Annotated in this window: 17 protein-coding genes and 1 riboswitch; of the genes, 6 read left to right on the forward strand and 11 right to left on the reverse strand. The window is 45.1% G+C overall.

The features are described from left to right. Positions 1-20 precede the first annotated feature (20 nt). Complete coding sequence (rep, locus tag HII16_RS07925) at positions 21-2,051, reverse strand: DNA helicase Rep (protein ID WP_169129043.1); 2,031 nt, start codon at positions 2,049-2,051, stop codon at positions 21-23. Positions 2,052-2,214: 163 nt separating this feature from the next. Here rep and HII16_RS07930 point away from each other — a divergent pair, with 163 nt between their 5' ends. Beyond that, positions 2,215-2,481 (forward strand): accessory factor UbiK family protein, encoded by a 267-nt coding sequence (locus tag HII16_RS07930; protein ID WP_169129045.1) that lies wholly within the window; start codon positions 2,215-2,217, stop codon positions 2,479-2,481. Between the two features lie 52 nt (positions 2,482-2,533). On the opposite strand, the gene ilvA is transcribed toward HII16_RS07930, so the two are convergent. From ilvA to HII16_RS07945, 3 genes are all read right to left on the reverse strand, one after another. Next, on the reverse strand, positions 2,534-4,045 hold the full coding sequence (ilvA, locus tag HII16_RS07935) for a threonine ammonia-lyase, biosynthetic (protein ID WP_169129231.1): 1,512 nt from the start codon (positions 4,043-4,045) through the stop codon (positions 2,534-2,536). A gap of 93 nt (positions 4,046-4,138) precedes the next feature. Continuing rightward, complete coding sequence (gene ilvD / locus HII16_RS07940) at positions 4,139-5,995, reverse strand: dihydroxy-acid dehydratase (protein WP_169129047.1); 1,857 nt, start codon at positions 5,993-5,995, stop codon at positions 4,139-4,141. Positions 5,996-6,124: 129 nt separating this feature from the next. Then, positions 6,125-7,051, reverse strand: coding sequence for a branched-chain amino acid transaminase (locus tag HII16_RS07945; protein WP_169129049.1), 927 nt, complete (start codon positions 7,049-7,051; stop codon positions 6,125-6,127). A 177-nt stretch (positions 7,052-7,228) separates the two neighbouring features. On the opposite strand from HII16_RS07945, the gene HII16_RS07950 reads away from it, so the two are divergent. Next, positions 7,229-7,447 carry a hypothetical protein gene (locus HII16_RS07950; protein WP_135438572.1) on the forward strand — a complete coding sequence of 73 codons (219 nt, stop codon included), beginning with the start codon at positions 7,229-7,231 and terminating at the stop codon, positions 7,445-7,447. Positions 7,448-7,614: 167 nt separating this feature from the next. Beyond that, the gene (locus tag HII16_RS07955) at positions 7,615-9,153 is read left to right on the forward strand and encodes a YifB family Mg chelatase-like AAA ATPase (protein ID WP_169129051.1); all 1,539 of its coding nucleotides are present in this window, start codon (positions 7,615-7,617) and stop codon (positions 9,151-9,153) included. On the opposite strand, the gene ilvY is transcribed toward HII16_RS07955, so the two are convergent. Further along, positions 9,150-10,040 carry an HTH-type transcriptional activator IlvY gene (gene ilvY / locus HII16_RS07960; RefSeq protein WP_169129053.1) on the reverse strand — a complete coding sequence of 297 codons (891 nt, stop codon included), beginning with the start codon at positions 10,038-10,040 and terminating at the stop codon, positions 9,150-9,152. The genes HII16_RS07955 and ilvY overlap by 4 nt on opposite strands. A 132-nt stretch (positions 10,041-10,172) precedes the next feature. Between ilvY and ilvC the strand changes: the two genes are divergently transcribed. Next, positions 10,173-11,657: a ketol-acid reductoisomerase gene (gene ilvC, locus HII16_RS07965; RefSeq protein ID WP_169129055.1), complete on the forward strand. Its 1,485-nt coding sequence runs from the start codon at positions 10,173-10,175 to the stop codon at positions 11,655-11,657. Between the two features lie 134 nt (positions 11,658-11,791). Next, positions 11,792-12,868 carry an asparaginase gene (locus HII16_RS07970; RefSeq protein ID WP_169129057.1) on the forward strand — a complete coding sequence of 359 codons (1,077 nt, stop codon included), beginning with the start codon at positions 11,792-11,794 and terminating at the stop codon, positions 12,866-12,868. Positions 12,869-12,924: 56 nt separating this feature from the next. Here HII16_RS07970 and HII16_RS07975 read toward each other — a convergent pair whose 3' ends face one another. Both HII16_RS07975 and proB read right to left on the reverse strand, forming a co-directional pair. Further along, positions 12,925-14,178 (reverse strand): glutamate-5-semialdehyde dehydrogenase, encoded by a 1,254-nt coding sequence (locus HII16_RS07975; RefSeq protein ID WP_169129059.1) that lies wholly within the window; start codon positions 14,176-14,178, stop codon positions 12,925-12,927. Positions 14,179-14,180: 2 nt separating this feature from the next. Next, positions 14,181-15,293, reverse strand: a complete 1,113-nt coding sequence (proB, locus tag HII16_RS07980; RefSeq protein ID WP_169129061.1) for a glutamate 5-kinase — start codon at positions 15,291-15,293, stop codon at positions 14,181-14,183. Between the two features lie 305 nt (positions 15,294-15,598). Here proB and HII16_RS07985 point away from each other — a divergent pair, with 305 nt between their 5' ends. Then, complete coding sequence (locus HII16_RS07985) at positions 15,599-16,849, forward strand: mechanosensitive ion channel family protein (RefSeq protein WP_169129063.1); 1,251 nt, start codon at positions 15,599-15,601, stop codon at positions 16,847-16,849. Between the two features lie 91 nt (positions 16,850-16,940). Here HII16_RS07985 and tesB read toward each other — a convergent pair whose 3' ends face one another. The 4 genes from tesB to HII16_RS08005 all read right to left on the reverse strand — a co-directional run bounded on the left by tesB (position 16,941) and on the right by HII16_RS08005 (position 22,155). Next, positions 16,941-17,798, reverse strand: coding sequence for an acyl-CoA thioesterase II (gene tesB / locus HII16_RS07990; protein ID WP_169129065.1), 858 nt, complete (start codon positions 17,796-17,798; stop codon positions 16,941-16,943). 128 nt (positions 17,799-17,926) lie between these two features. Beyond that, positions 17,927-18,026, forward strand: a riboswitch (cyclic di-GMP riboswitch). Between the two features lie 127 nt (positions 18,027-18,153). Continuing rightward, on the reverse strand, positions 18,154-19,917 hold the full coding sequence (locus tag HII16_RS07995; protein ID WP_248289540.1) for a DUF885 domain-containing protein: 1,764 nt from the start codon (positions 19,915-19,917) through the stop codon (positions 18,154-18,156). Next, positions 19,910-20,401 (reverse strand): DUF523 domain-containing protein, encoded by a 492-nt coding sequence (locus HII16_RS08000; RefSeq protein WP_169129069.1) that lies wholly within the window; start codon positions 20,399-20,401, stop codon positions 19,910-19,912. Before HII16_RS08000 ends, HII16_RS07995 begins: the two co-directional genes overlap by 8 nt. After that, positions 20,401-22,155, reverse strand: a complete 1,755-nt coding sequence (locus HII16_RS08005) for a monovalent cation:proton antiporter-2 (CPA2) family protein (RefSeq protein ID WP_169129071.1) — start codon at positions 22,153-22,155, stop codon at positions 20,401-20,403. Before HII16_RS08005 ends, HII16_RS08000 begins: the two co-directional genes overlap by 1 nt. Between the last annotated feature and the right edge of the window lie 112 nt (positions 22,156-22,267).

Genomic DNA, 22,267 nt, shown 5'->3' on the forward strand with positions numbered 1-22,267 from the left:
GCTAAAGACCTTAAGCGAGGTTACTCTGAACTATTTTTTTGTGCCAGCATCGCACGTAAGCCTGCCACTCCAGCCTTGCCTTTGGCTTGGGTTTCCTGCGCACTTTGTTGGCGTTTGCCACTTTGTTCCCACTGCAAATCGTCTTGCGGCATTTCATACAAAAAGCGTGATGGCTCGGTACGAATCACTTCACCGTACTGACGACGTTCTTGTGCATAGGTGAAAATAAGTTCACGTTGCGCTCGAGTAACGCCAACATAAGCCAGGCGTCGTTCTTCTTCAACATTATCCTCATCAATACTGGTTTGGTGCGGTAACATGCCTTCTTCCATGCCAATCAGATAGACATAAGGAAACTCCAAACCTTTAGAGGCATGCAAGGTCATAAGTTGCACCTGATCTGCGTCGTCCTCTTCTTCGCCGCGCTCCATCATGTCACGTAAGGTTAAGCGAGTTACCACTTGCGCTAATGTCATCGGCTCATCACGTTCCGTGCCTTCGAGCATATCGGTCACCCAACTAAATAAGGTGGTGACGTTTTTCATGCGCATTTCCGCAGCTTTTGGGCTTGGCGAGGTATCGTACAGCCAATCTTCGTAGTTGATGCTCTGAATAAAACTACGCAAGACTGCGGCGCTGTCACCTCGGTTAGCGTTGTCTTCAGTTTCAACAATCATGCGGCCAAATTTTTGCACCGCGGCCAAACCACGGCCAGACAAAGATCGCTCCAAGTCAGGGTCAAAACTGGCGGCAAACATACTGATTTGTTTGATATTGGCAAAGCTTCCCAGCTTTTCTAATGTCGCTGGACCTATTTCACGCTTTGGCACATTCACAATACGCAAAAAGGCATTGTCGTCATCGGGATTAACGATAAGACGCAGGTACGCCATAATGTCTTTGATTTCCGAACGCGAGAAAAACGACGTGCCACCACTAATCTTGTATGGAATACGGTTTTGCATTAACACCTTTTCAATCACTCGCGACTGAAAATTACCGCGATAGAGAATGGCGTAATCTTTGTACTTACTTTTATTTAGGAAGCGATGCCCCAGTAATTCACCGGCGACCCGTTCAGCTTCATGATCTTCGTTTTTGGTTTTAACCACTCGCAACTCTGGACCATAACTTAATTCACTAAACAGTGATTTGTCATAAACATGCGGATTATTGGCAATCAATACATTGGCACATTTGAGTATACGGCCGCTGGAACGATAATTTTGCTCCAACTTGATCAACTTCAAATTGGGGAAATCTTTACCCAAAAGCACCAGATTTTGCGGCTTCGCACCACGCCATGAATAGATAGACTGATCGTCGTCACCAACCACGGTAAAGCGTGCGCGTTCGCCAACCAAGTACTTAACCATCTCATATTGGCTGGTATTGGTATCTTGATATTCATCGACTAACAGGTATTGAATTTTTTTCTGCCAACGTTGTTTTACCTCATCATAATTGCGTAATAATAAGGTTGGAATTAAAATCAGATCATCGAAATCAAGTGCGTTATAAGCACGCATATGTTGATGATATCGTTGATAAAACTCAGCAAACAAAACCTCGTCGGCACCATTAGCGCGTTTTAATACGCTATCCGGCAACAACAGGTCATTTTTCCAATTGGAAATCGTGCTTTGCAACCGTGATAATAGTTCTTTATCACCATCAAGTTCTTTTTCGGTAAGCTCTTTTAACAATGCCAAGGTGTCTTGGTCATCAAACAGAGTAAAGCCGGGTTTAAAGCCTAATATTTTTAGCTCACGACGAACAATATCTAGCCCCAAAGAGTGAAAGGTCGAGACCGTTAGACCACGACTGAGGTCGCGACCGAGCATTTTGGTCATCCTTTCCTTCATCTCGCGCGCCGCCTTATTGGTAAAGGTCACCGCAGCGATATTACGCGCCTTGTAATCACATTCCTGAATAAGGTAGGAGATTTTCTGACAGATAACACCGGTTTTACCTGAGCCGGCGCCAGCAAGCACTAGGCAGGGTCCACTCACATAATTTTTGGCTTCGTTCTGTCTGGGGTTGAGCTGCATAAAAGACAATATTGGTTGATCAACAAAAAACAAATTTTACTTGGTTTTTGATGTTGATCATAGAATTTTAGCGCCATCGATGACTATTATTTTCGCTGATTCGCTACCATTTAGGATAATCAGGCAGTATTATTGTCACAGTCGTAAAAATGAGAGTAACAAGATGATCAACGCCAAGAAAATTGAAGACATAGCCAAACAAATCACCGAGGCGATCCCTCCTCAGGTTAAAAATGTCGCCAATGATTTTGAAAGTAAGGCTAAACAGGTACTGCAAAGCAAGCTATCACAGCTAGATGTGGTCAGCCGCGAAGAGTTTGACGTACAGACTCAAGTGTTAATTAAGACACGCGCAAAGCTTGATGAGTTAGCCGCTAAAGTCGCTGAACTTGAAGCCAAATTAAACGACGAAAACGGTTGTAACGACTAAGTTATTAGGGCTCTGTTATAAGAGCTAAGCTGTTAGGGCTAGGCTACTTGGCCTAATCCCCTAAAAACAGCTGATATGCCGGGTTGTCGGTTTCTTCTTTAAACTGATAACCCAAGTCTTTCAAATGGCGGAAAAACGCCAGCTCGTCGTCATCTTGCACCTGCACCCCTGCTAACACCTGGCCAAATGCTGCACCATGGTTGCGGTAATGAAACAACGATATATTCCAATGCTCACCTAAAGTATCGAGAAACATCTCTAATGCACCGGGATGCTCGGGAAATTCAAAGCTAAATAATCGCTCATCAACGGTATCATGGCTAGAGCCACCAATCATATATCGCACATGCAACTTAGCCAATTCATTATCGGTCAAATCATTGACTTTATAACCACTGCTGCGCAAATCAGCAACGATGTCTTGCAGTTCTTGCTTACCCTCAGTCAGCCGCACGCCGACAAAAATATGGGCATTATCCGACTTACCGTAGCGGTAGTTAAATTCGGTGATGGCTTTACCACCTAAGGCTTTGCAGAATTGCCGAAAACTGCCCTTTTGTTCCGGAATTTCAACCGCTAATACCGCTTCTTTTTGCTCACCCAATTCACATCGCTCAGAAACATAACGCAAAGAGTGGAAATTCATATTCGCGCCAGATAGCACCGCCGCCAATTTTTCATTACCTTTGGAGGTTTGGCAGTATTTCAATAAACCAGCTAGCGACAATGCCCCAGCAGGCTCGGCAATAACTCGAGTTTGTTCGAAAATCTCTTTAATCGATGCACAGATTTCATCACTTGAAACGGTGATAACTTCATCGCAAAAGTGACGGATTAACGAAAAGGTATGCTCACCAATGCGTTTTACCGCGACCCCGTCAGCAAATAGACCAACATGACTAAGATCGACAGGTTTACCTGCGTTTAACGCAGCCGCTAAACAGGCGGAATCTTGTGCTTCGACGCCGATGACTTTTACCTGAGGGTTTAATTGTTTGATGTAAACCGCCATACCGGCAAGCAAACCACCGCCACCAACAGGCACAAATACCACATCCGCATCCGGTAACTGCTGCATTAATTCTTTGGCAACGGTACCTTGACCGGCAATCACATCTTCATCGTCAAAAGGATGAATCATGGTTTTTTGCTCATCAGCCGCCGCCAACAATGCCGCTTGCGCCGCTTCATTAAAGCTTTTACCGATTAAACGCACTTCGCCGCCAAAGCGACGTACATTGTCGACCTTAATATCAGGGGTGGTGATTGGCATCATAATGGTTGCCTGCACGCCAAGACGTTTTGCCGCCAAGGCCAAGCCTTGCGCATGATTACCAGCAGACGCGGCAATAACCCCCAAAGACTTTTGCTGATCGCTTAACTGACACAAACGGTTGTATGCACCACGCAATTTAAATGAGTGCACAGGTTGTTGATCTTCACGCTTTAAATAGATGTCATTGCCGGTTTGCAGCGACAGTCGCGACAATTCCGTTAAGGCGGTTTCTACCGCCACATCATAAACTGGCGAGGTTAGAATACGGCGTAAATAATCCAGTCCCATTTCATTAACCGCGAGTTGTTCATTGGCGGTTAGCGGCACGTTATCAGCGTGCCATGAGCCTTGGTTTGCATCGGTATCAGCCATAACTGGCTCCTAGTCTTGCTCGTCGAGTAACTGGGTATTACGCACCGCGCCCATATCGGCACTAGTAGCTAACATTGCGTAGGTCTTTAGTGCATAACTTATTGGTCTAACACGATTGACCGGTTTGAAGGCGTGCTTGCCTTTTGCTTGCATCGCCTTGCGACGCTCAGCCAATACGTGATCATCGATTTCAAGATTGATTTTACGGTTAGGAATATCGATGGCAATGGCATCACCATTTTCAATAAGTGCTATCGCGCCACCGGCAGCGGCTTCAGGAGACACGTGACCAATTGAAAGACCCGAGGTACCACCTGAGAAGCGACCATCGGTTATCAATGCACACTTGGTGCCCAAGCCCATCGATTTCAAATAGGTCGTAGGGTATAGCATTTCTTGCATACCTGGACCACCTTTAGGCCCTTCATAGCGGATAACAACCACATCACCTTCAACAACCTTACCGCCAAGAATGCCTTCTACCGCATCATCCTGACTTTCAAATACATGGGCAGTACCATTAAAGACTAAATTTTCCGGGGCAACACCAGCTGTTTTCACAATACAGCCATTTTCAGCAATATTACCAAACAGCACCGCCAAACCACCGTCAAGGCTAAAGGCATTATCTAGACTACGAATACAGCCTTGCTCTCGATCAACATCTAGGCTGTCCCAACGACAGCTTTGTGAGAATGCCTGCGTAGTACGAATGCCGGCAGGACCTGCGCGATAAAAAGTTTTTACCGCTTCATCGTCCGTCACTGCGACATCATACTTGCTGAGCAATTCTTCTAACGAGCTACACAATACATTGCGCGCCGAGGTATCCAGTAAACCGGCCCGGGCCAGTTCACCTAAAATACCCACCACACCACCGGCACGGTGCACATCTTCCATATGGTATTTTTGCGTGCTTGGGGCAACTTTACACAAATGCGGCACTTTGCGAGATAAGCGATCAATATCACTCATATCAAAATCAACATCACCTTCAATCGCTGCCGCCAATAAATGCAACACCGTATTGGTCGAGCCGCCCATGGCAATATCGAGACACATGGCATTTTCAAAGGCACGCTTGGTGGCAATATTGCGTGGCAATACCGAGTCATCGTCGCCAAAATAATAACGCTTAGTTAGCTCAACAATTTGTTCGCCAGCTTTTAAAAACAGTTGTTCACGATCCGCATGGGTAGCCAGCATTGAACCGTTACCAGGCAAGGCTAAACCAAGTGCTTCGGCAAGACAGTTCATACTATTGGCGGTAAACATGCCCGAGCAAGAACCACATGTTGGACACGCTGAGCGTTCAATTTGCGCCGACTGTTCATCAGACACACTTGGATCGGCGCCTTGAATCATGGCATCCACCAAATCCAATTTAATGATTTGCTCACTGAGTTTGGTTTTACCGGCTTCCATTGGTCCACCGGAAACAAACACAACCGGTATATTAAGACGCATTGCTGCCATTAACATGCCTGGGGTGATTTTGTCACAATTGGAGATACAAACCATGGCATCAACACAGTGTGCATTGATCATGTATTCCACAGAGTCGGCAATCAGCTCGCGAGATGGCAATGAATACAGCATGCCGGAATGCCCCATGGCAATGCCGTCGTCAACTGCGATGGAATTGAATTCTTTGGCAACACCGCCGACTTTTTCTATGGCACCAGCAACCAGCTGTCCCATATCTTTGAGATGTACATGACCAGGAACGAATTGTGTGAACGAGTTTACAACCGCAATGATCGGCTTTCCAAAATCATCATCGGTCATACCTGTGGCGCGCCATAGGGCACGGGCGCCGGCCATATTTCGGCCCTGCGTTGAAGTTGCCGATCTCAATTTAGGCATAGTGTTTTCCTTAAAACCAAAAAAATTTGTTTTATACCAGGACAGGCTTAACGCCTGCCCTTTGAACACCTGCCTGAATCAGAAATCAACTTAGTTGGAGATAGTTGAAATCCGAATTAACGAGACAGGTTATTTAACAGGGTCTAACCAACCCCATTTGTCTTCGGTGCTACCGTCAAACAAGCCAAAGAATGCATCTTGTAGCTTCTTGGTGATTTCACCACGTTTGCCAGTACCAACGGTCATACCATCAACGGTACTTACCGGTACGATCTCTGTCGCTGTGCCACACATAAAGAATTCGTCGGCAAGGTATAGACCTTCACGAGCAATTAACTCTTCACGTACTTCAAAGCCTAGCTCTTTCGCCAACGTGATAACCGTATCACGGGTCAAACCAGGCAAGATTGAACAGGTCGCTGGTGGCGTGTAAATAACACCTTTGCGTACCAAGAATAAGTTCTGACCTGCGCCTTCACTGACATAGTTGTTTACGTCAAGGGCGATGCCTTCGGTGTAGCCGTGACGCGCCGCTTCACGTGAAATAAGTTGTGAAGAAAGGTAGTTACCACCAGCTTTAGCGCCAGTTGGCATGGTGTTTGGCGCCAGACGATTCCAGCTTGATACACCAACATCAACACCGCTTTCCATAGCATCAGCACCTAGATAGGCATCCCAGCTAAACGCGGCAATCATTAAATCCGCAATGGCATCATCCGCTGGACGCAAGCCCATACCGATATCACCAAGAAACGCCAATGGGCGCAGGTATGCAGATTTCAGACCATTTTCCGCGACTGAATCACGACACGCTTGCATCACTTGATCAACCGAGAAAGGAATGTTCATACGATAAATCTTGGCAGAATCGAACAAACGCTCAATGTGCTCACGATGACGGAAAATACACGTACCTTTGTGCGTGTCATACGCACGGATACCTTCAAATACTGATGAACCATAATGAAGAGCATGACTCATTACGTGTACCTTGGCATCACCCCAAGGCATCAAATCACCATTAAACCAAATTTGCTCAGCGTTTACTTTAGCCATTGTTTTTTCCTAACTATTTGTCGTGTCTGGCCACAGGCCTGAATTTTGCTGGCATCGATCTTCAACATTTTTATGCTCTATGTCGACCTTTTTAGTCAATTTGGTCAATTTTATTTCGACTTTTTTGTCCACTTCTGGTGACACTTGCTCTGTTACCCTTATTTTTCAAGAATAACTATGCAAGAAAAAATAAACCCCCCGGTTCTTATCGAAGCGGGGGGTTGTAACATCGGCAAACCGAATCAACAACGCACCCGCGTGTGGAGAATAATCACCACGCGAATTAGTTTAATCAGTTCAAGTTTGCTAAATTTCATACCAGTTTCTTTTATTTTCGTTTTAAGTAACGACAAAGCAAAAATCGCCATTAATGCCCTGTCAGTAACGATTCATTAATATTTAGCATAGCTGATTCTGCGATACAAGATATTTTTTATAACTATTTAAAACCATTGAAAGCGAATAGTTATGCATTCAATTCAACTCAAAATTCAATTTTACAGTTATCACCATTGCCAACTAGACTTAATGGCATAGGGAAAACATCTTGATAAGGACATCAAATGAGTTTAGCCAGTATTTACAGTCGTGCCCGTATTGGTCTCGACGCACCGCAAGTATGTATTGAAATTCACCTCAGTAATGGCTTACCGGCATTTCACATGGTCGGCATGGCAGAAACTTCGGTAAAAGAAGCGAAAAACCGAGTACGCAGTGCCATCATCAATTGTGGCTTTGAGTTTCCACAAAAGAAAATCGTCGTCAACCTCGCACCGGCTGACTTGCCAAAAGATGGCGGCCATTTTGATTTGCCTATCGCTGTCGGTATCCTAGTTGCATCGCAACAATTACCAAAAAACCAAATCGACGATTATGAGTTTGCCGGTGAACTGGCACTGAATGGTCAATTACGAAAAATCGTTGGCGATATTCCTATGGCAATGGCGGTTAGAGAGGCTAACCGGCAATTGTTTTTACCAAAAGCCAACGCCGCGCAAGCCAGTCGAGTTGACGGTGTGGCGATCATCGCCCTGCAGCGTCTTGATCAGTTATTCGCGCATTTTAGTGGTCAGCAACGGTTACCATTGCATCAGCAAGCCGAAGATGCCGCTGCTCAACAAGCCCTCAAACCACCATGTCACTCTGCCGATATGCAAGATGTCATTGGGCAACCGCTTGCCAAGCGCGCACTCGAGCTTGCTGCTGCAGGATCACACAACCTTCTGTTTATCGGCCCACCGGGCACCGGTAAAACCATGTTGGCATCACGTCTACCTGGCATATTGCCCGCGATGACCGATGAAGAATCATTACAAGCAGCGGCAATTCAATCGATTTGCAGCGATGATTTTGATACCAGCCGTTGGCATATTCGGCCATTTCGCGCGCCGCACCATACTGCGTCATCAGCAGCCTTGGTTGGCGGCGGTTCAACACCGATGCCCGGTGAAATATCCTTAGCCCACAACGGCATTTTATTTCTCGATGAACTGCCTGAGTACGATCGCAAGGTGCTCGATGTATTGCGCGAGCCAATGGAGTCTGGCGAGGTGACCATTTCCAGAGCGTTACACAAAACCACCTACCCGGCTCAGTTTCAATTGGTGGCGGCAATGAATCCCAGCCCAACCGGTTTTTACAGCGATCGACGCAGCACCCCCGAGCAAATATTACGCTACCTCAACAAACTGTCAGGGCCGTTTTTAGATCGTATTGATATTCAGCTAGAAGTGGCTCGTCTGCCCAAAGGCGCTTGGAATCAAGCCAATGGCAATGAAGAGAGTAGTGAGTTTATTCGACAACGTGTGGTCGCCTGTCGTCAGCGGCAATTAACACGCCAAGGCAAAGCCAATGCCCACCTAACCAGCCCGCAGCTAAAGCGTTACTGTCGATTGGTCGATGACGATGCTGAGTTTCTTGATTTGGCAATGGAAAAACTCGGTCTGTCGACCAGAGCACATCATAAAATTCTAAAAATTGCCCGTACCATTGCCGATCTTAAACAACAAACCGACATACATCGAGCCGATTTAGTCGAAGCGTTAAGCTATCGAGCCATGGACCGGCTGATACGTCATCTGACCGAAAGTGTTGGCCCTTAATCCGCTGTGTTGTTTTGCAACGATTGATAAAATGCTGCTATCAAGGGTTCGCTGCGACGCTTTTGCTGACAACAAAGTCCAAGCACAAATGGCGCAATAGCGACATCACTGGCTAACGAGCGAATGCGCTCTTTAACTGGGCTGTTGTCAATTACCACCTGTGGCGCGATACCAATACCACAGCCAAGCGCTACCATAGATACCAAGGCTTCATGCCCGGATACCGTGGCGTATACCTGTGGTTTACTGACCCCATGCGCCTTTAAAAATCGCTCAAAGCGTTGTCGTGCAGGACCGTGATCGGGAAAAATAATCGGTAGCTGTTGCCATTGCCCGCCTTCATCGAGTTGCCGTGTTATCTGACAATCTATGGTGGGTGCAATCAGCGTTAGTGGGATATGTGCTAAGTCTTGAAAGCACACAGCGTCGGATTGTTTATCATCTTGCGCGGCAATGGCAAGATCGGCTTGCCCCTGCAACACCTTGTCTATGGCGTCATTGGCATTACCGGTTTGCAGCATGATTTCCACTTTGGGATGTTGGCGACGAAAACCATCAAGCATGCCAGGCAAATGCGAATAGGCCGCGGTCACCGAGCAATAAATGGTTAATCTACCGCTTAATTCGTGCTGGTCTTTGGCTAATGCCAATGCAAATTGTTGCCACTGAGCCAACTGGGCCTTGGCAAAATCACGAAATTTTTCACCTGCATCAGTCAATATGACGCTGCGATTATCACGAATCAGCAAGCGCAAACCAATGTCATCTTCAATACGCTGAATCATCCGCGACAAAGTCGACGGACTGACATGATGTGCCTGTGCTGTTTGGCCAAAGTGCAACGAATCACACAAGTGCACGTATACTTGTAATAACTTTTTATCCACCGTCAGCCCTTAAAAACAAACATCATTTCACATAATGAAACATAATAATGCAAATATATCATTTTAAGCAATACATGTTTTAGGCTAAGGTTATGGCTCATCCTAAAATCTGCCACCTCAATGGAGTCCGTTATGGCAAATTATTTCAATACCCTAAGCTTGCGCGATCAACTTAAACAGTTGGGCAAGTGTCGTTTTATGAAACGCGAAGAATTCAGCGATGGCTGCAACTTCATCAAAGACTGGAACATCGTCATTGTTGGCTGTGGTGCACAAGGTCTGAATCAGGGTCTGAATATGCGTGACTCTGGTTTGAACATCTCTTATGCATTGCGCGAAGCAGCAATCAGCGAGAAACGTCAATCTTGGCAGTGGGCTACTGATAACGGTTTTACCGTTGGTACCTATGAAGAATTAATTCCTCAGGCCGATTTGGTATTGAACTTAACTCCTGATAAGCAACACACCAATGTTGTTACCGCTGTTATGCCATTGATGAAGCAAGGTTCAACTCTGTCGTATTCGCACGGTTTTAATATCGTTGAGGAAGGTATGCAGGTTCGTGAAGACATTACAGTTGTGATGGTCGCGCCAAAATGCCCAGGTACTGAGGTACGTGAAGAATACAAACGTGGTTTTGGTGTGCCAACCTTAATCGCTGTTCACCCTGAAAATGATCCAAAAGGCGATGGCTTAGCGATTGCCAAAGCATACGCAAGCGCCACCGGTGGTGACCGTGCGGGTGTATTAGAGTCATCGTTTATTGCCGAAGTTAAATCAGACTTGATGGGTGAGCAAACCATTTTATGTGGCATGTTGCAAACCGGTGCCATCCTCGCTCATGAAAAAATGATCAGTGACGGCTTAGACAGCGCCTATGCGGCAAAACTTATCCAGTATGGCTGGGAAACAGTAACCGAAGGCCTGAAGCACGGTGGCATCACCAATATGATGGATCGCTTATCGAATCCAGCAAAAATCCGTGCCTTTGATATGGCAGAACAATTGAAAGTGATTTTGCGTCCGTTGTTTAACAAGCATATGGATGACATTATCGATGGTCACTTTTCACAAACCATGATGGCCGACTGGAACAACAATGATGACAACTTGTTGACCTGGCGAGAAGGCACAGCCAATACCAGTTTTGAACAAGCTGGCACAAGCGATGCCGAGATCAGTGAACAAGAATTCTATGACAAAGGCATTTATCTGGTTGCTATGGTCAAAGCCGGTGTCGAGTTGGCATTTGAAACCATGTGTGCTGCCGGTATTATCGAAGAGTCAGCCTATTATGAATCACTGCATGAAACGCCATTGATTGCCAACTGTATTGCCCGTAAGAAGTTGTACGAGATGAATGTTGTTATCTCAGATACTGCGGAATATGGTAACTACTTATTCTCGCATGCGGCAGTGCCTATGTTGAAAGACTTCGTTGCCGATTTAACAGCCGAAGATATTGGCTCAGGCTTGGCGTCAGCATCAAACGGTGTAGATAACGTGCGTCTAATTGAAGTCAATGAAGCGATTCGTAGCCACCCTGTCGAAGTGGTTGGTAAACAACTGCGCGGCTATATGACCGATATGAAACGTATCGTCGAAAGCGAACAATAGTCTTATACTTAAGACTGTCGCAACAAGACAGTCGCAAGCACTGAAAATAAACGTCGGCATTACCGGCGTTTTTTTGTTTGTGTGTATGAAAAAATTGCGTAAAATGGCGAAAAATTTAACGGCGAAACATTATCATGAATCAAAGCAGCAATAAGATACTGGTTATCAATACCGGCGGTACCATCACCATGGCGGCAAAAGCCAGTGGTGAACTGCAAGCTTCCAAAGGCGAAGTATTGGTTGAGCTTATTGAAGATTTGACCAGTGATTTATGTTCAAAAATTGAAGTAAAGCCATTGCAACTTAGCAATGGTGAGGTGATTGGCACCAGCGACTCCAGTGAAATTGGCCCAACCCATTATAACGCCATGGCGGAGATGATCATTCGTGAGAATGATGACTACGATGGTTTCGTTATTTTGCATGGCACCGATACCATGAGCTATACCGCCTCGGCATTATCGTTTGCCTTGGCGCAAAACAACAAACCTGTGGTGATCACCGGGGCTCAAGTGCCACTTAGCAAGCCAGGCAGTGACGGTTTACAAAACCTGCGCCTAGCCCTGTTTGTTGCCGACCAAGCCGGAAAGTCTTTACCGCAATTAACCGAAGTGATGATTTGTTTTGCGGGCCAGTTATTTCGCGGTAATCGTTCACGCAAATCCAGTACCCGCTCGGCGATTGGCTTTAGTACCCCGAACGCACAAATTCTTGGTGAACTGTTTCCAGTGCCAACCATTTTTGCCGAACAATTGCGTCGCCAGCCGAACAGTTATCCGCCATTAAACAGTGACTCACTAGGGTTTAGCGACAAAGTATTGAGCATTAATCTTAGCCCAGGTTTTAGCGGTGAAATGCTGTTAAAGATCATTGAAGGCAGTGATATTGAAGGCTTGGTGGTTCGCGTATTTGGTAGCGGTACTGCGCCAAATAATTTTAATTTAGCCGAAGTGGTTAAAGAAGCCAAACAGCGTACTGGCGATCGCTTTAAGTGTGCGGTCATTGTTACCGATGTATACAATGGCAGCCTTGATATCATGCGTTATGCCGCCGGTAAAAACCTACGCAGCGAGTTTATTATTGATGGCCGAGATATGACCCCTGAGGCAGCGACGACCAAGCTGATGTGGGTATTGGGCTCAACAGAACGTAAGAAGCAACTGGTGAAAATTCTCGGTACCGCAATATGCGGCGAGATGAGTGGTCAATAACAACCACTCATTTATATTAGCCACAGATATAAGCCAGGCATATAAAACACGCTAGATTACGGTCGCACCTGACCATCGCCTAAAACCACAAACTTTTGCGTAGTCAATGCTTGTAATCCCATTGGCCCATAGGCATGTAATTTACTGGTGGAAATACCAATTTCAGAGCCCAATCCAAGTTCTCCGCCATCGGAAAAACGCGATGAAGCATTGACCATCACCACCGAAGAATTTACCGCACTAACAAAGGCATTAGTACGAGAATAATCTTGGCTAACAATCACCTCGGTATGATCCGATGAATAACGCTCAATGTGAGCAATTGCCGCAGCAAAACTATCTACCTGTTTAACCGCCACTTCTTGCGCCAAATACTCTGCGGCATAATCTGCGTCACTGGCAAGGCTGGCTTGCTGAAAATAATCGATACTGTCAGCACAGGCATGCACACTAACCGCAAACGGTTTTAACGCAATATTTGCCACAGGTAAAAACTCAGCGGCGATGTCTTTATGAACCAGCACAGTTTCAATGGCATTACAGGCGCTAGGTCGTTGGGTTTTGCCATTAATAAGAATATTAACCGCTTTATCCAAGTCGGCGTATTTATCAATGTATAGGTGGCAAACCCCTTTAAAATGTTGAATCACCGGTATGCGCGAGTTGTCGCTGACAAAACGAATTAAGCCTTCGCCGCCGCGCGGGATCACCAAATCGATGTACTGATTTAAGGTCAACATCTCACTGATCACTTGTCGCGATGGATCAGGAATGACGGTGGCAATGTCCGCGCTTAATTGACACTGTTGCAAGCTTTGGTGCAACAATTCAGCGATGGCCAAATTCGAGTGTAATGCCTCAGAGCCACCACGCAGAATCACCGCGTTACCAGATTTTATGCACAACGCCGCCGCCTCAGCGGTGACATTAGGGCGAGCTTCATAAATCATCGCCACCACGCCTAATGGAATACGCATTTTGCTTACTTCGATACCATTTGGGCGCTTAGTGACTGCCGACTTATTGCCGACGGGATCGGCCAAATTCACGATATCAATAATCGCCGCGCGAATACCATCGATGCGCTCGTTGGTTAACAACAAACGATCTAACATTGCCTCGGATAAGCCTTTACTGCGCCCAGCGGCAATATCTTTGCCGTTAGCATCAAGTATTTTGCTTTTGTTGGCAGCAATGGTATCGGCCATCAAGGTTAACAATTGGTTTTTACTGTCTGTGCTGAGTTTAGCAATCTGTAATGAGGCTAAACGAGCCTGTTGAGCTGCTTGCTCAATATTGAAATTTGTCATGCTTAGTCCTCTTCTACTTCTTCAACTAATAGCACCATATCGTCGCGATGTATCACCTCAACCGATGGGCAAAAACCTAATATTTCAACAATTTGCGCTGAGTTTTTGCCCATGATGCGTTGCAGTTCATTACTGCTGTATTGGACAATGCCTTTGGCTAATATGCGTGTGCCACAATGCGCGGTGATATTGACCGTTTCACCTTTGACAAAATCACCGTAAATCTCCTTGATACCACTGGCGAGCAGTGAGGCGCCACGTTCAAGCAAGGCGGTTATCGCCCCTTTGTCGATAACAATCGAGCCCTGACTGAGCAAGGTATGTTTAAGCCAATGCTTTTTCGCTTTCTTTAAGCTGCGATTGGCAACAAAATGGGTACCGGGATTTTGCGCCGCTAAAAACGCTTTAAAACTGTCACTGTCAGAGCCATTGATGATATAGGTATGAATACCATGTTCACAGGCTTTTTGTGCCGCTTCAATTTTGGTGCGCATCCCGCCAGTAGCAAGGTGATTACGTGTGCCGCCAGCCATGGCAAACACCGAATCATCGATATGGTCAATTTGATTGATCAATTGCGCATCTTTATTGCTGCGTGGATCGGCATCATAAACGCCATTAACATCACTTAAAATCAATAACGCGTCGGCATCACACACCATAGCAACCAAGGCCGCTAAATTATCATTATCGCCTACTTTCAGCTCTTGCGTGGCGACAGTGTCATTTTCATTGACAATAGGCAGGATGTTATTTTCCAGCAACAAACGCAGGGTATTCTTAATATTGATATAACGCGCACGGTCTTTTAGATCGCCATGGGTGATCAACAACTGTGAACATGGCCCGTCAAAAAATCGCTGCCATTGCGCCATCAATTGTGACTGACCAACCGATGCCATCGCTTGTTTTGCGGCAATCGAAGGATTGGCACTGCCGTGGGCAATATGGATACGTCCTGCCGCCACTGCGCCAGACGACACTAACACCACTTCAATACCTTGCTGCTGAAACTCACGAATAAACTGGGCAATGGGCAGCATATGGCGAGAATTACAACCCTTGCCATCCGGTGCGATTAACGCACTTCCCACTTTTACCACCACCCGCTTCATTTTTATGTCCTTAATATAGGTTATCTTGTTTTGACTTATGACTGATTGCACCGAATATGGCGACAACCTTTTGACAACAACTTTATGGCAACGACAGATGCCGGATGCGCAATCGCTACCCGGCCAGGATTGTTACCCACTCGCTATTACCTAAAGAAACCAGAAACCGCTCAATTAAGCAACAACCTTTTAATAAACACTTATAATTACTTGTGTTTTCTTATTCCTTTCACCTGAAAGTAAAGGTGTTGCCGTTTGCATGCGACAGAGTTAACCTATTGGAAAACTGCTAATAAACTAAAAATATGTCTGAACTTATCCAACATTATCTATCGTTAACTGGCTTATCCGCCAGAATGATTCCGTCTGTCTCCGCCGCAATTGGCTTTTTCTTGTTGCTCATGGTGTGCTGGTTCAGTTTCTATATCGCTAAAAACCAAGTATTAGCACTGGTACATCGCTTGGTCAGCAAAACCCGCAACGAATGGGATGACTTGCTGGTCGAGCACAGTGTGTTTAGTCGTTTTGCTTGGTTGGTTCCTCTGGTTATCATGCTTGGCGCCAGCGGCTTTTTTATTGGCGAAAATCCAAGGTTAATGTCGGCATTAGATTTGTTTGTCAAAGTGCTGATCGCCATTCAGGTAGCTCGCTGTTTTAGTGCCATCCTCAATGTTATCTACAGCCTGTTTGAAGAACAAAGTAAAGAAAAGTATCTGCCGCTTAATGCCACCATTCAATTAATGAAATTGGCGATATACATGGTCGCGGTGATCCTCGCTGTCTCCATCGCCATCGATAAATCGCCGGTCATACTACTAAGTGGTTTAGGTGCATTAACCGCGGTATTGTTATTGGTGTTTCAAGATACCATCAAAGGCTTGGTTGCTAGTATTCAAATTTCTGCCAATCGCATGGTGGCGCCGGGTGATTGGATCTCGATGCCACAATATGGCGCCGACGGTGATGTTTTAGAAATTGCGCTGAATACTGTAAAGGTCAAAAACTGGGATAACACCATCACCACCATCCCAACCTACGCATTGATCAGCGAGTCGTTTAAAAACTGGCGTGGCATGAGCAAATCCGGCGGCCGTCGCATAAAGCGCAGCATTCGCATCGATATGAACAGCATCAGCTTTTGCAGTGACGAGCTGCTCGACAAACTGTCGCAGTTTGAGTTTTTAAACCAATACCTGCAGTTGAAGCAAAACCAGATAAGTGAATATCATCAGCAAAAAGGCATTAACGATTTAAGCAATCCAAATAGCCGACGATTAACAAATATTGGCACATTTAGAGCCTATATCACCGAATATTTGCGTCATCATCCAAATGTTCACAACAACATGACCTGCATGGTTCGCCAACTTGAACCAACTGAGCTTGGTGTGGCATTGGAAGTGTATTTCTTCTCCAATGACATTGTCTGGGTAAATTATGAAAATTTACAGGCGGATATTTTTGACCATTTGATGGCTATCGCACCATTATTTGAGTTGCGACTATTTCAAGCACCTACCGGTTTTGATTGGCAAAGTACACAAGCGAAAATCTAACCAGGCGATAGATATAACAACGGGGCTAACAGTTATCTGCTAGCCCCGTTTTTTATTTCACTAAATCAAGTTTGTATGCCAAAAGCGTTAATTAGCGCTGGCGAATAACCCCTTCTTGAATGGTCGATGCCACCAACTGACCATCGCGATTAAAAATCTTGCCTCTGACCAGACCGCGACCACCACTTGCCGATGGGCTATCAATGTCATACAACAACCAATCGTCAAAACGAAATGGGCGATGAAACCACATGGCATGATCTATGGTGGCGATTTGAAAGTTTTTCGACCAAACACTGCGTCCATGCGGGTGCACCGAAGTTGGCAAGAAATTATAATCTGAGGCATAACCGAGCACGTATTTGTGGATACCTAAAATATCCGGCATATCACCTTTGGCACGCATCCATACTTGATTCCAAGGTTCGGATTTTTGCGGGTTGAGCCAGTCATATTCTTTAACGGGGCGAAACTCGATAGGTCGCTCGGCAAATATGGTGGCGTGCATTGCTTCTGGGATTTTATCTTTATGTTTAAGCTGCAAGTCGTAAATGCTCATCAAACCATCAGGACCAGGCACATCCGGCATCTCATCTTGGTGCTCAAAACCATCTTCGACGATTTGAAACGACGCCATTAAGTTAAAAATAACCTTACCATTTTGCATCGCTTGCACCCGGCGAGTCGAAAAACTTCTGCCATCGCGACTAATATCCACCATATAAATAACTGGTTTTTTGGCATCCCCAGGCAATAAAAAGTAGGAATGAAAGGAGTGCAAAGAACGCTCTTTTGCCACGGTTTGCCTAGCCGCAGACAATGCCTGTCCAATAACCTGGCCACCAAATAAGGCGCGAAAACCCAAATCCTGACTTTGACCAACAAATAGGTTGTCATCCAATGTCTGCAACTTTAATAAACCGAGTAATTCGTTTAAAACTTGACTCATAACTATTGATAATTCCCTTAAAAATCATGTCTTTTAGACAATAATGGTAAAATTTTACCACATTTTTTTAATATTTTATTTACAGCGCGAACTTTTTGGCTATAATCACACATAGGGCTACTTACCTAGCTCGTCCAAGGCAAACCTAGTGAAAACTAGGGACGCAAAGTTACCGGTCTTAGATCATTTCTCGCAAGAGTTAATGATGATGACAGCGGGACTGCCGACTAAGGTACAGTGGGGGCTTACCTTGCTTTGCACTCTTAGTTGTTATTGATCGTATCTTTGCGTGCCTTGTCTTATCCTCTGAATTTCTTCATTGTTTCCAACAAAACACACAATCTACAACATGGCCTTATTGCGCCATTGTCGCTTGCTTTTGCTCAGCAATATAATCATTAATACGTTGTTCCAGCAATGACAGTGGAATAGAACCGTTTTCTAAAATGCGGTCATGAAAATCACGTAAATCAAAATGACTGCCTAGCTCTTGCTCTGCTTTGAAACGCAACTTCTTGATGGTGATCTCACCTAATTTGTACGAAAGCGCTTGCCCCGGCCAGCTGATATAACGATCAATTTCGGTCTTCACATTATGTAATGACAAGGCCGAATTGCTGGCTAAATAGTCCATCGCCTGTTGTCGAGTCCAGCCTTTCATATGCATACCCGTATCAACCACCAGACGCACTGCTCGCCACATTTCATATGTCAGGCGACCAAAGTCTGAATACGGATCTTGATAGAAGCCCATTTCGGTACCTAGGTATTCACTGTACAGACCCCAACCTTCACCAAACGCGGAAATATACGTCTGACGACGAAATTGCGGTACATTCTCCATTTCACGGGCAATCGAGCCTTGCAAATGATGGCCGGGAACCGCTTCGTGCAAAGTTAACGCTTCCAATACATACAGAGGACGACGATCAAGGGCGTAGGTGTTTACCCAGTAATTACCCGCCTGATCATCACGGCTAGGGCCTGAGTAACGACCCGTGGTATATTTAGGGGCAATGGATGCGGGTACTTCAATCACACCGTACGGAGTGCGTGGCAGAGTTTTAAATAGGCCGGGTAATTTTGCATCAGCCTTTTTCGCGATAAAAGACGCTTCTTTTAACAGTTGCTCTGGAGTTGTCGCATAAAATTGCGGATCGGTACGTAAAAATTCAACAAAATCGGCAAAGCTGCCGTCAAAACCAACGTCTTTAATAATTGCTTCCATCTCACCACGTATACGCGCCACTTCATTCAAGCCTATCTGGTGGATTTCATCAACGCTTAAATCCAAGGTGGTGTAGTGCTTAACGCGATTTTTATAAATGGCTTCACCGTTAGGCCAGTCTTTGGCGGCAATAGTCTGTCTTGCCCCTGGAATATATTCATTGACCATGAAGTCATAGAACTTTTGATACGAGGTCGTTACCGACACGCTGATCGCCTGTTGCGCCAGCTTTTGCAGTTGCTGCTGCTCAGCGACATCGATATACGCTGGCATTTGTATAAATGGTCGATAAAATTGGCTTTTGCTAGGGTCGCTGACAATAAAGGCACTGATAGAATCTTCAAAGCCCTTTAACACCACTTGCGGTTGAGTGATTCCACTTTTAAGTCCCTGCTGCATCCAATAGATTTGCTGTTCAAAATACGTAGGTAAAGCATTTAGACGGTCAATATATAATTGATAATCTTCTGCCGTTTTAAAACTTGAACTCGATACCATAAAGGTTAAATAGGCGTGGAATCCGGCTTCGGCGGTGATCGGTAAATAGTGATCAAAATTATCATAAGAATCGATGTCATTTTTTATACGATAGGCCAGAATCGAATGATTAATTTGCTGCTCGCCTGACAAGGTGGCGACATCAATTGCCATCAATCGCTGATAGATAGATTCTAAAATGACGTTATGATTTGCCAAGGTTTCTGCCGACAGATCGTAATAAAGAATGTTATTTTCTTTGATAAACGGGTTATTGCTGTCGCGAAACACCTGTTCTTCATCGATTAATTGACGCAATTCAGCGTCCGCTGAATATTGCTCGCTGTTGTCCAATTGCGCACAGGAAAATAATAGGGTTGAAAATAATAGCGGTAACCAACGGTTTTTAATCATTGTTTTTCTCATTAAGTCTTTGTTCTATATCTGTAATCATTTGTTCTAGGGTTAACTCGCTATAGACACGGATGCCATTAGCATTAAGTAATTTTGCGGTTTCGCCCATACCATTAATGCGCTGCCCAGAAAAACTACCATCGTAAATTTGTTGCGAGCCACAAGAAGGACTGAATTCTTTAAGCAAAGCATAACCAATATTGTGCTGCTCGCATAACGCCAGCGCGACTAGTGCACCGCGCTCAAATGCCGGAGTCACATCATCGCCAAACTCATTCACTACATGGCCGTCTTTTTGCTCTGCTCGTGGTCTTGGCGTTGGCAAACCACCGGCTTGCTCAGGGCAGATGACCACTAATCGTTGTTGTTGTTGCCACAAGTTAATCTGTGGATGACGCAACCCTTTGCTTTGTCCGTCATAGCGCACAGGGTTGCCCAACAGGCAACTGCTGATCAGTATCTTGTCACTGACGCGTTTGCGCATTAGTTATCCTGCTCATGGTCATTTTTAAATAAAGTCTCAAGCTCGGCACGGCTTTGCTTCGACATTTTTATAACTTCGTCTAAGTCATAATGTTGCTTGTGATAAGCCTTATCTAATAGCTCTTCATCATGGATTTTAAACACCTGCACCATGTTTTCGGCTCGCGCTTCATCAAAACCATACTCTTGTAATAACAATTTAGCTGCATACAACGAGCTGTCAAACATTTCGCGAACACTGGTATATACATCCAGATCACGAAATTGTAAGACACTTAAACGACTTTTGGCTCGAGCGATAATACGAATATGCGGGTAATGCTCTTTCACCACTTTGGCAATGGCCAAACCGTGTTTATCTGAATCGGCGGCGATAAACATGATTCGCGCGTGATCAACGCCAGCGGCCTTAAGCAATTTTAATTGCGTTGCGTCACCATAAAACACCTTATTACCAAACTGTTTAACAAATTCAATATGCTCGGCATTATTATCTAAGGCAGTGAAACGAATATTGTTGGCAGATAGGATACGACCAGCGATCTGACCAAAGCGGCCAAAACCAGCAATGATCACTTCAGGGTCAGTTTCTTCGCGTTCATTATCATAAGCTGGAGCCTGATGTTTTTTGCGTTGCAGGTATTCATAAATCATCACCAACGGAGACGTTAAGGCCATTGATATACCCACCACCAAGGTCGCTTGGTCAGTAATATGTTCAGGCAATAGGCCATCGGCTATGGCGACACCAAAGATAACGAAAGCAAACTCACCACCTTGCGACAACATCAAAGCCAATTTTACAGGGTGACTGCCAGGTTCCTGATTGGCGCGCACCAGAAAATAAATAATCAAGGCTTTTACTGCCACTAAGGCGACTGCCATAGGCACTATATACGGATTACTGGCAAACAGCTTTAAATCCATATTCATGCCAATGGCTATAAAGAATAAGCCCAGTAATAAGCCCTTAAATGGCGCGATTTCAACTTCCAGTTGATGCCTAAAACTTGAATTAGCCAATAATACACCGGCTAAAAATGCCCCCAAGCCCATGGACAACTCGGCCATTTGCATCAACATCGCGGTGGCAATAACAATCAACAACGCAGACGCCGTCATAACCTCAGAGCTGCCATAGCGCGACATCAGGCTTAATACAGGATTAATCAAATAGCGACCGCTTAATAACACCCCAGCAATAGCTAAAATACCAACCCACCAAGGAGCACTATCTGCAGCTGCCGCGCCGGATAAGCTGGACACCAACAACAAGATAGGAATAACGGCAATATCCTGCATCAGCAATATTGATAAGCCTTTTTGTCCTAGCGGCGATTTAAGTATGTGCTTTTCTTCCATTAAGCCAATCGCGAACGCCGTCGACGATAACGCCAATGCCAGACTCATCACCAGTGACACTTGCCAGCTGAAATCGAATAAGAATAACGGAATGGCTATGGCTAGGGCACATAATAGTAACTGGCCGCCACCTATAAACAATATTTTATTGCGCATGCGCAACAATTTTTCAGGCTCCAGTTCCAAGCCTATAATAAATAACAGAAAAACAACGCCTAACTCGGCGAAGTGCAAAATATCTTCTGGATCACTAATAAAACCAAGAACAGATGGACCAATAATAAGGCCTGCGGTGAGATAACCTAAAATAGCGCCCATTTTAAAACGGGTAAAGATGGGTACGGCAATTACAGCTGCCGTTAAAAAGACCACAACAGAAGCTAGAGAAGACATGAATTTCCTGAAATATTCTTTATTTAGCGAATCATAGCAAAAGCGAGCGGCATTTAGCAGATTTTATGAAATTTATTCTCAGTCATCGGGTCTATTGAATCAAATAGTACAA

Source organism: Thalassotalea sp. Y01 (assembly GCF_012932945.1).
Taxonomy (GTDB): domain Bacteria; phylum Pseudomonadota; class Gammaproteobacteria; order Enterobacterales; family Alteromonadaceae; genus Thalassotalea_A.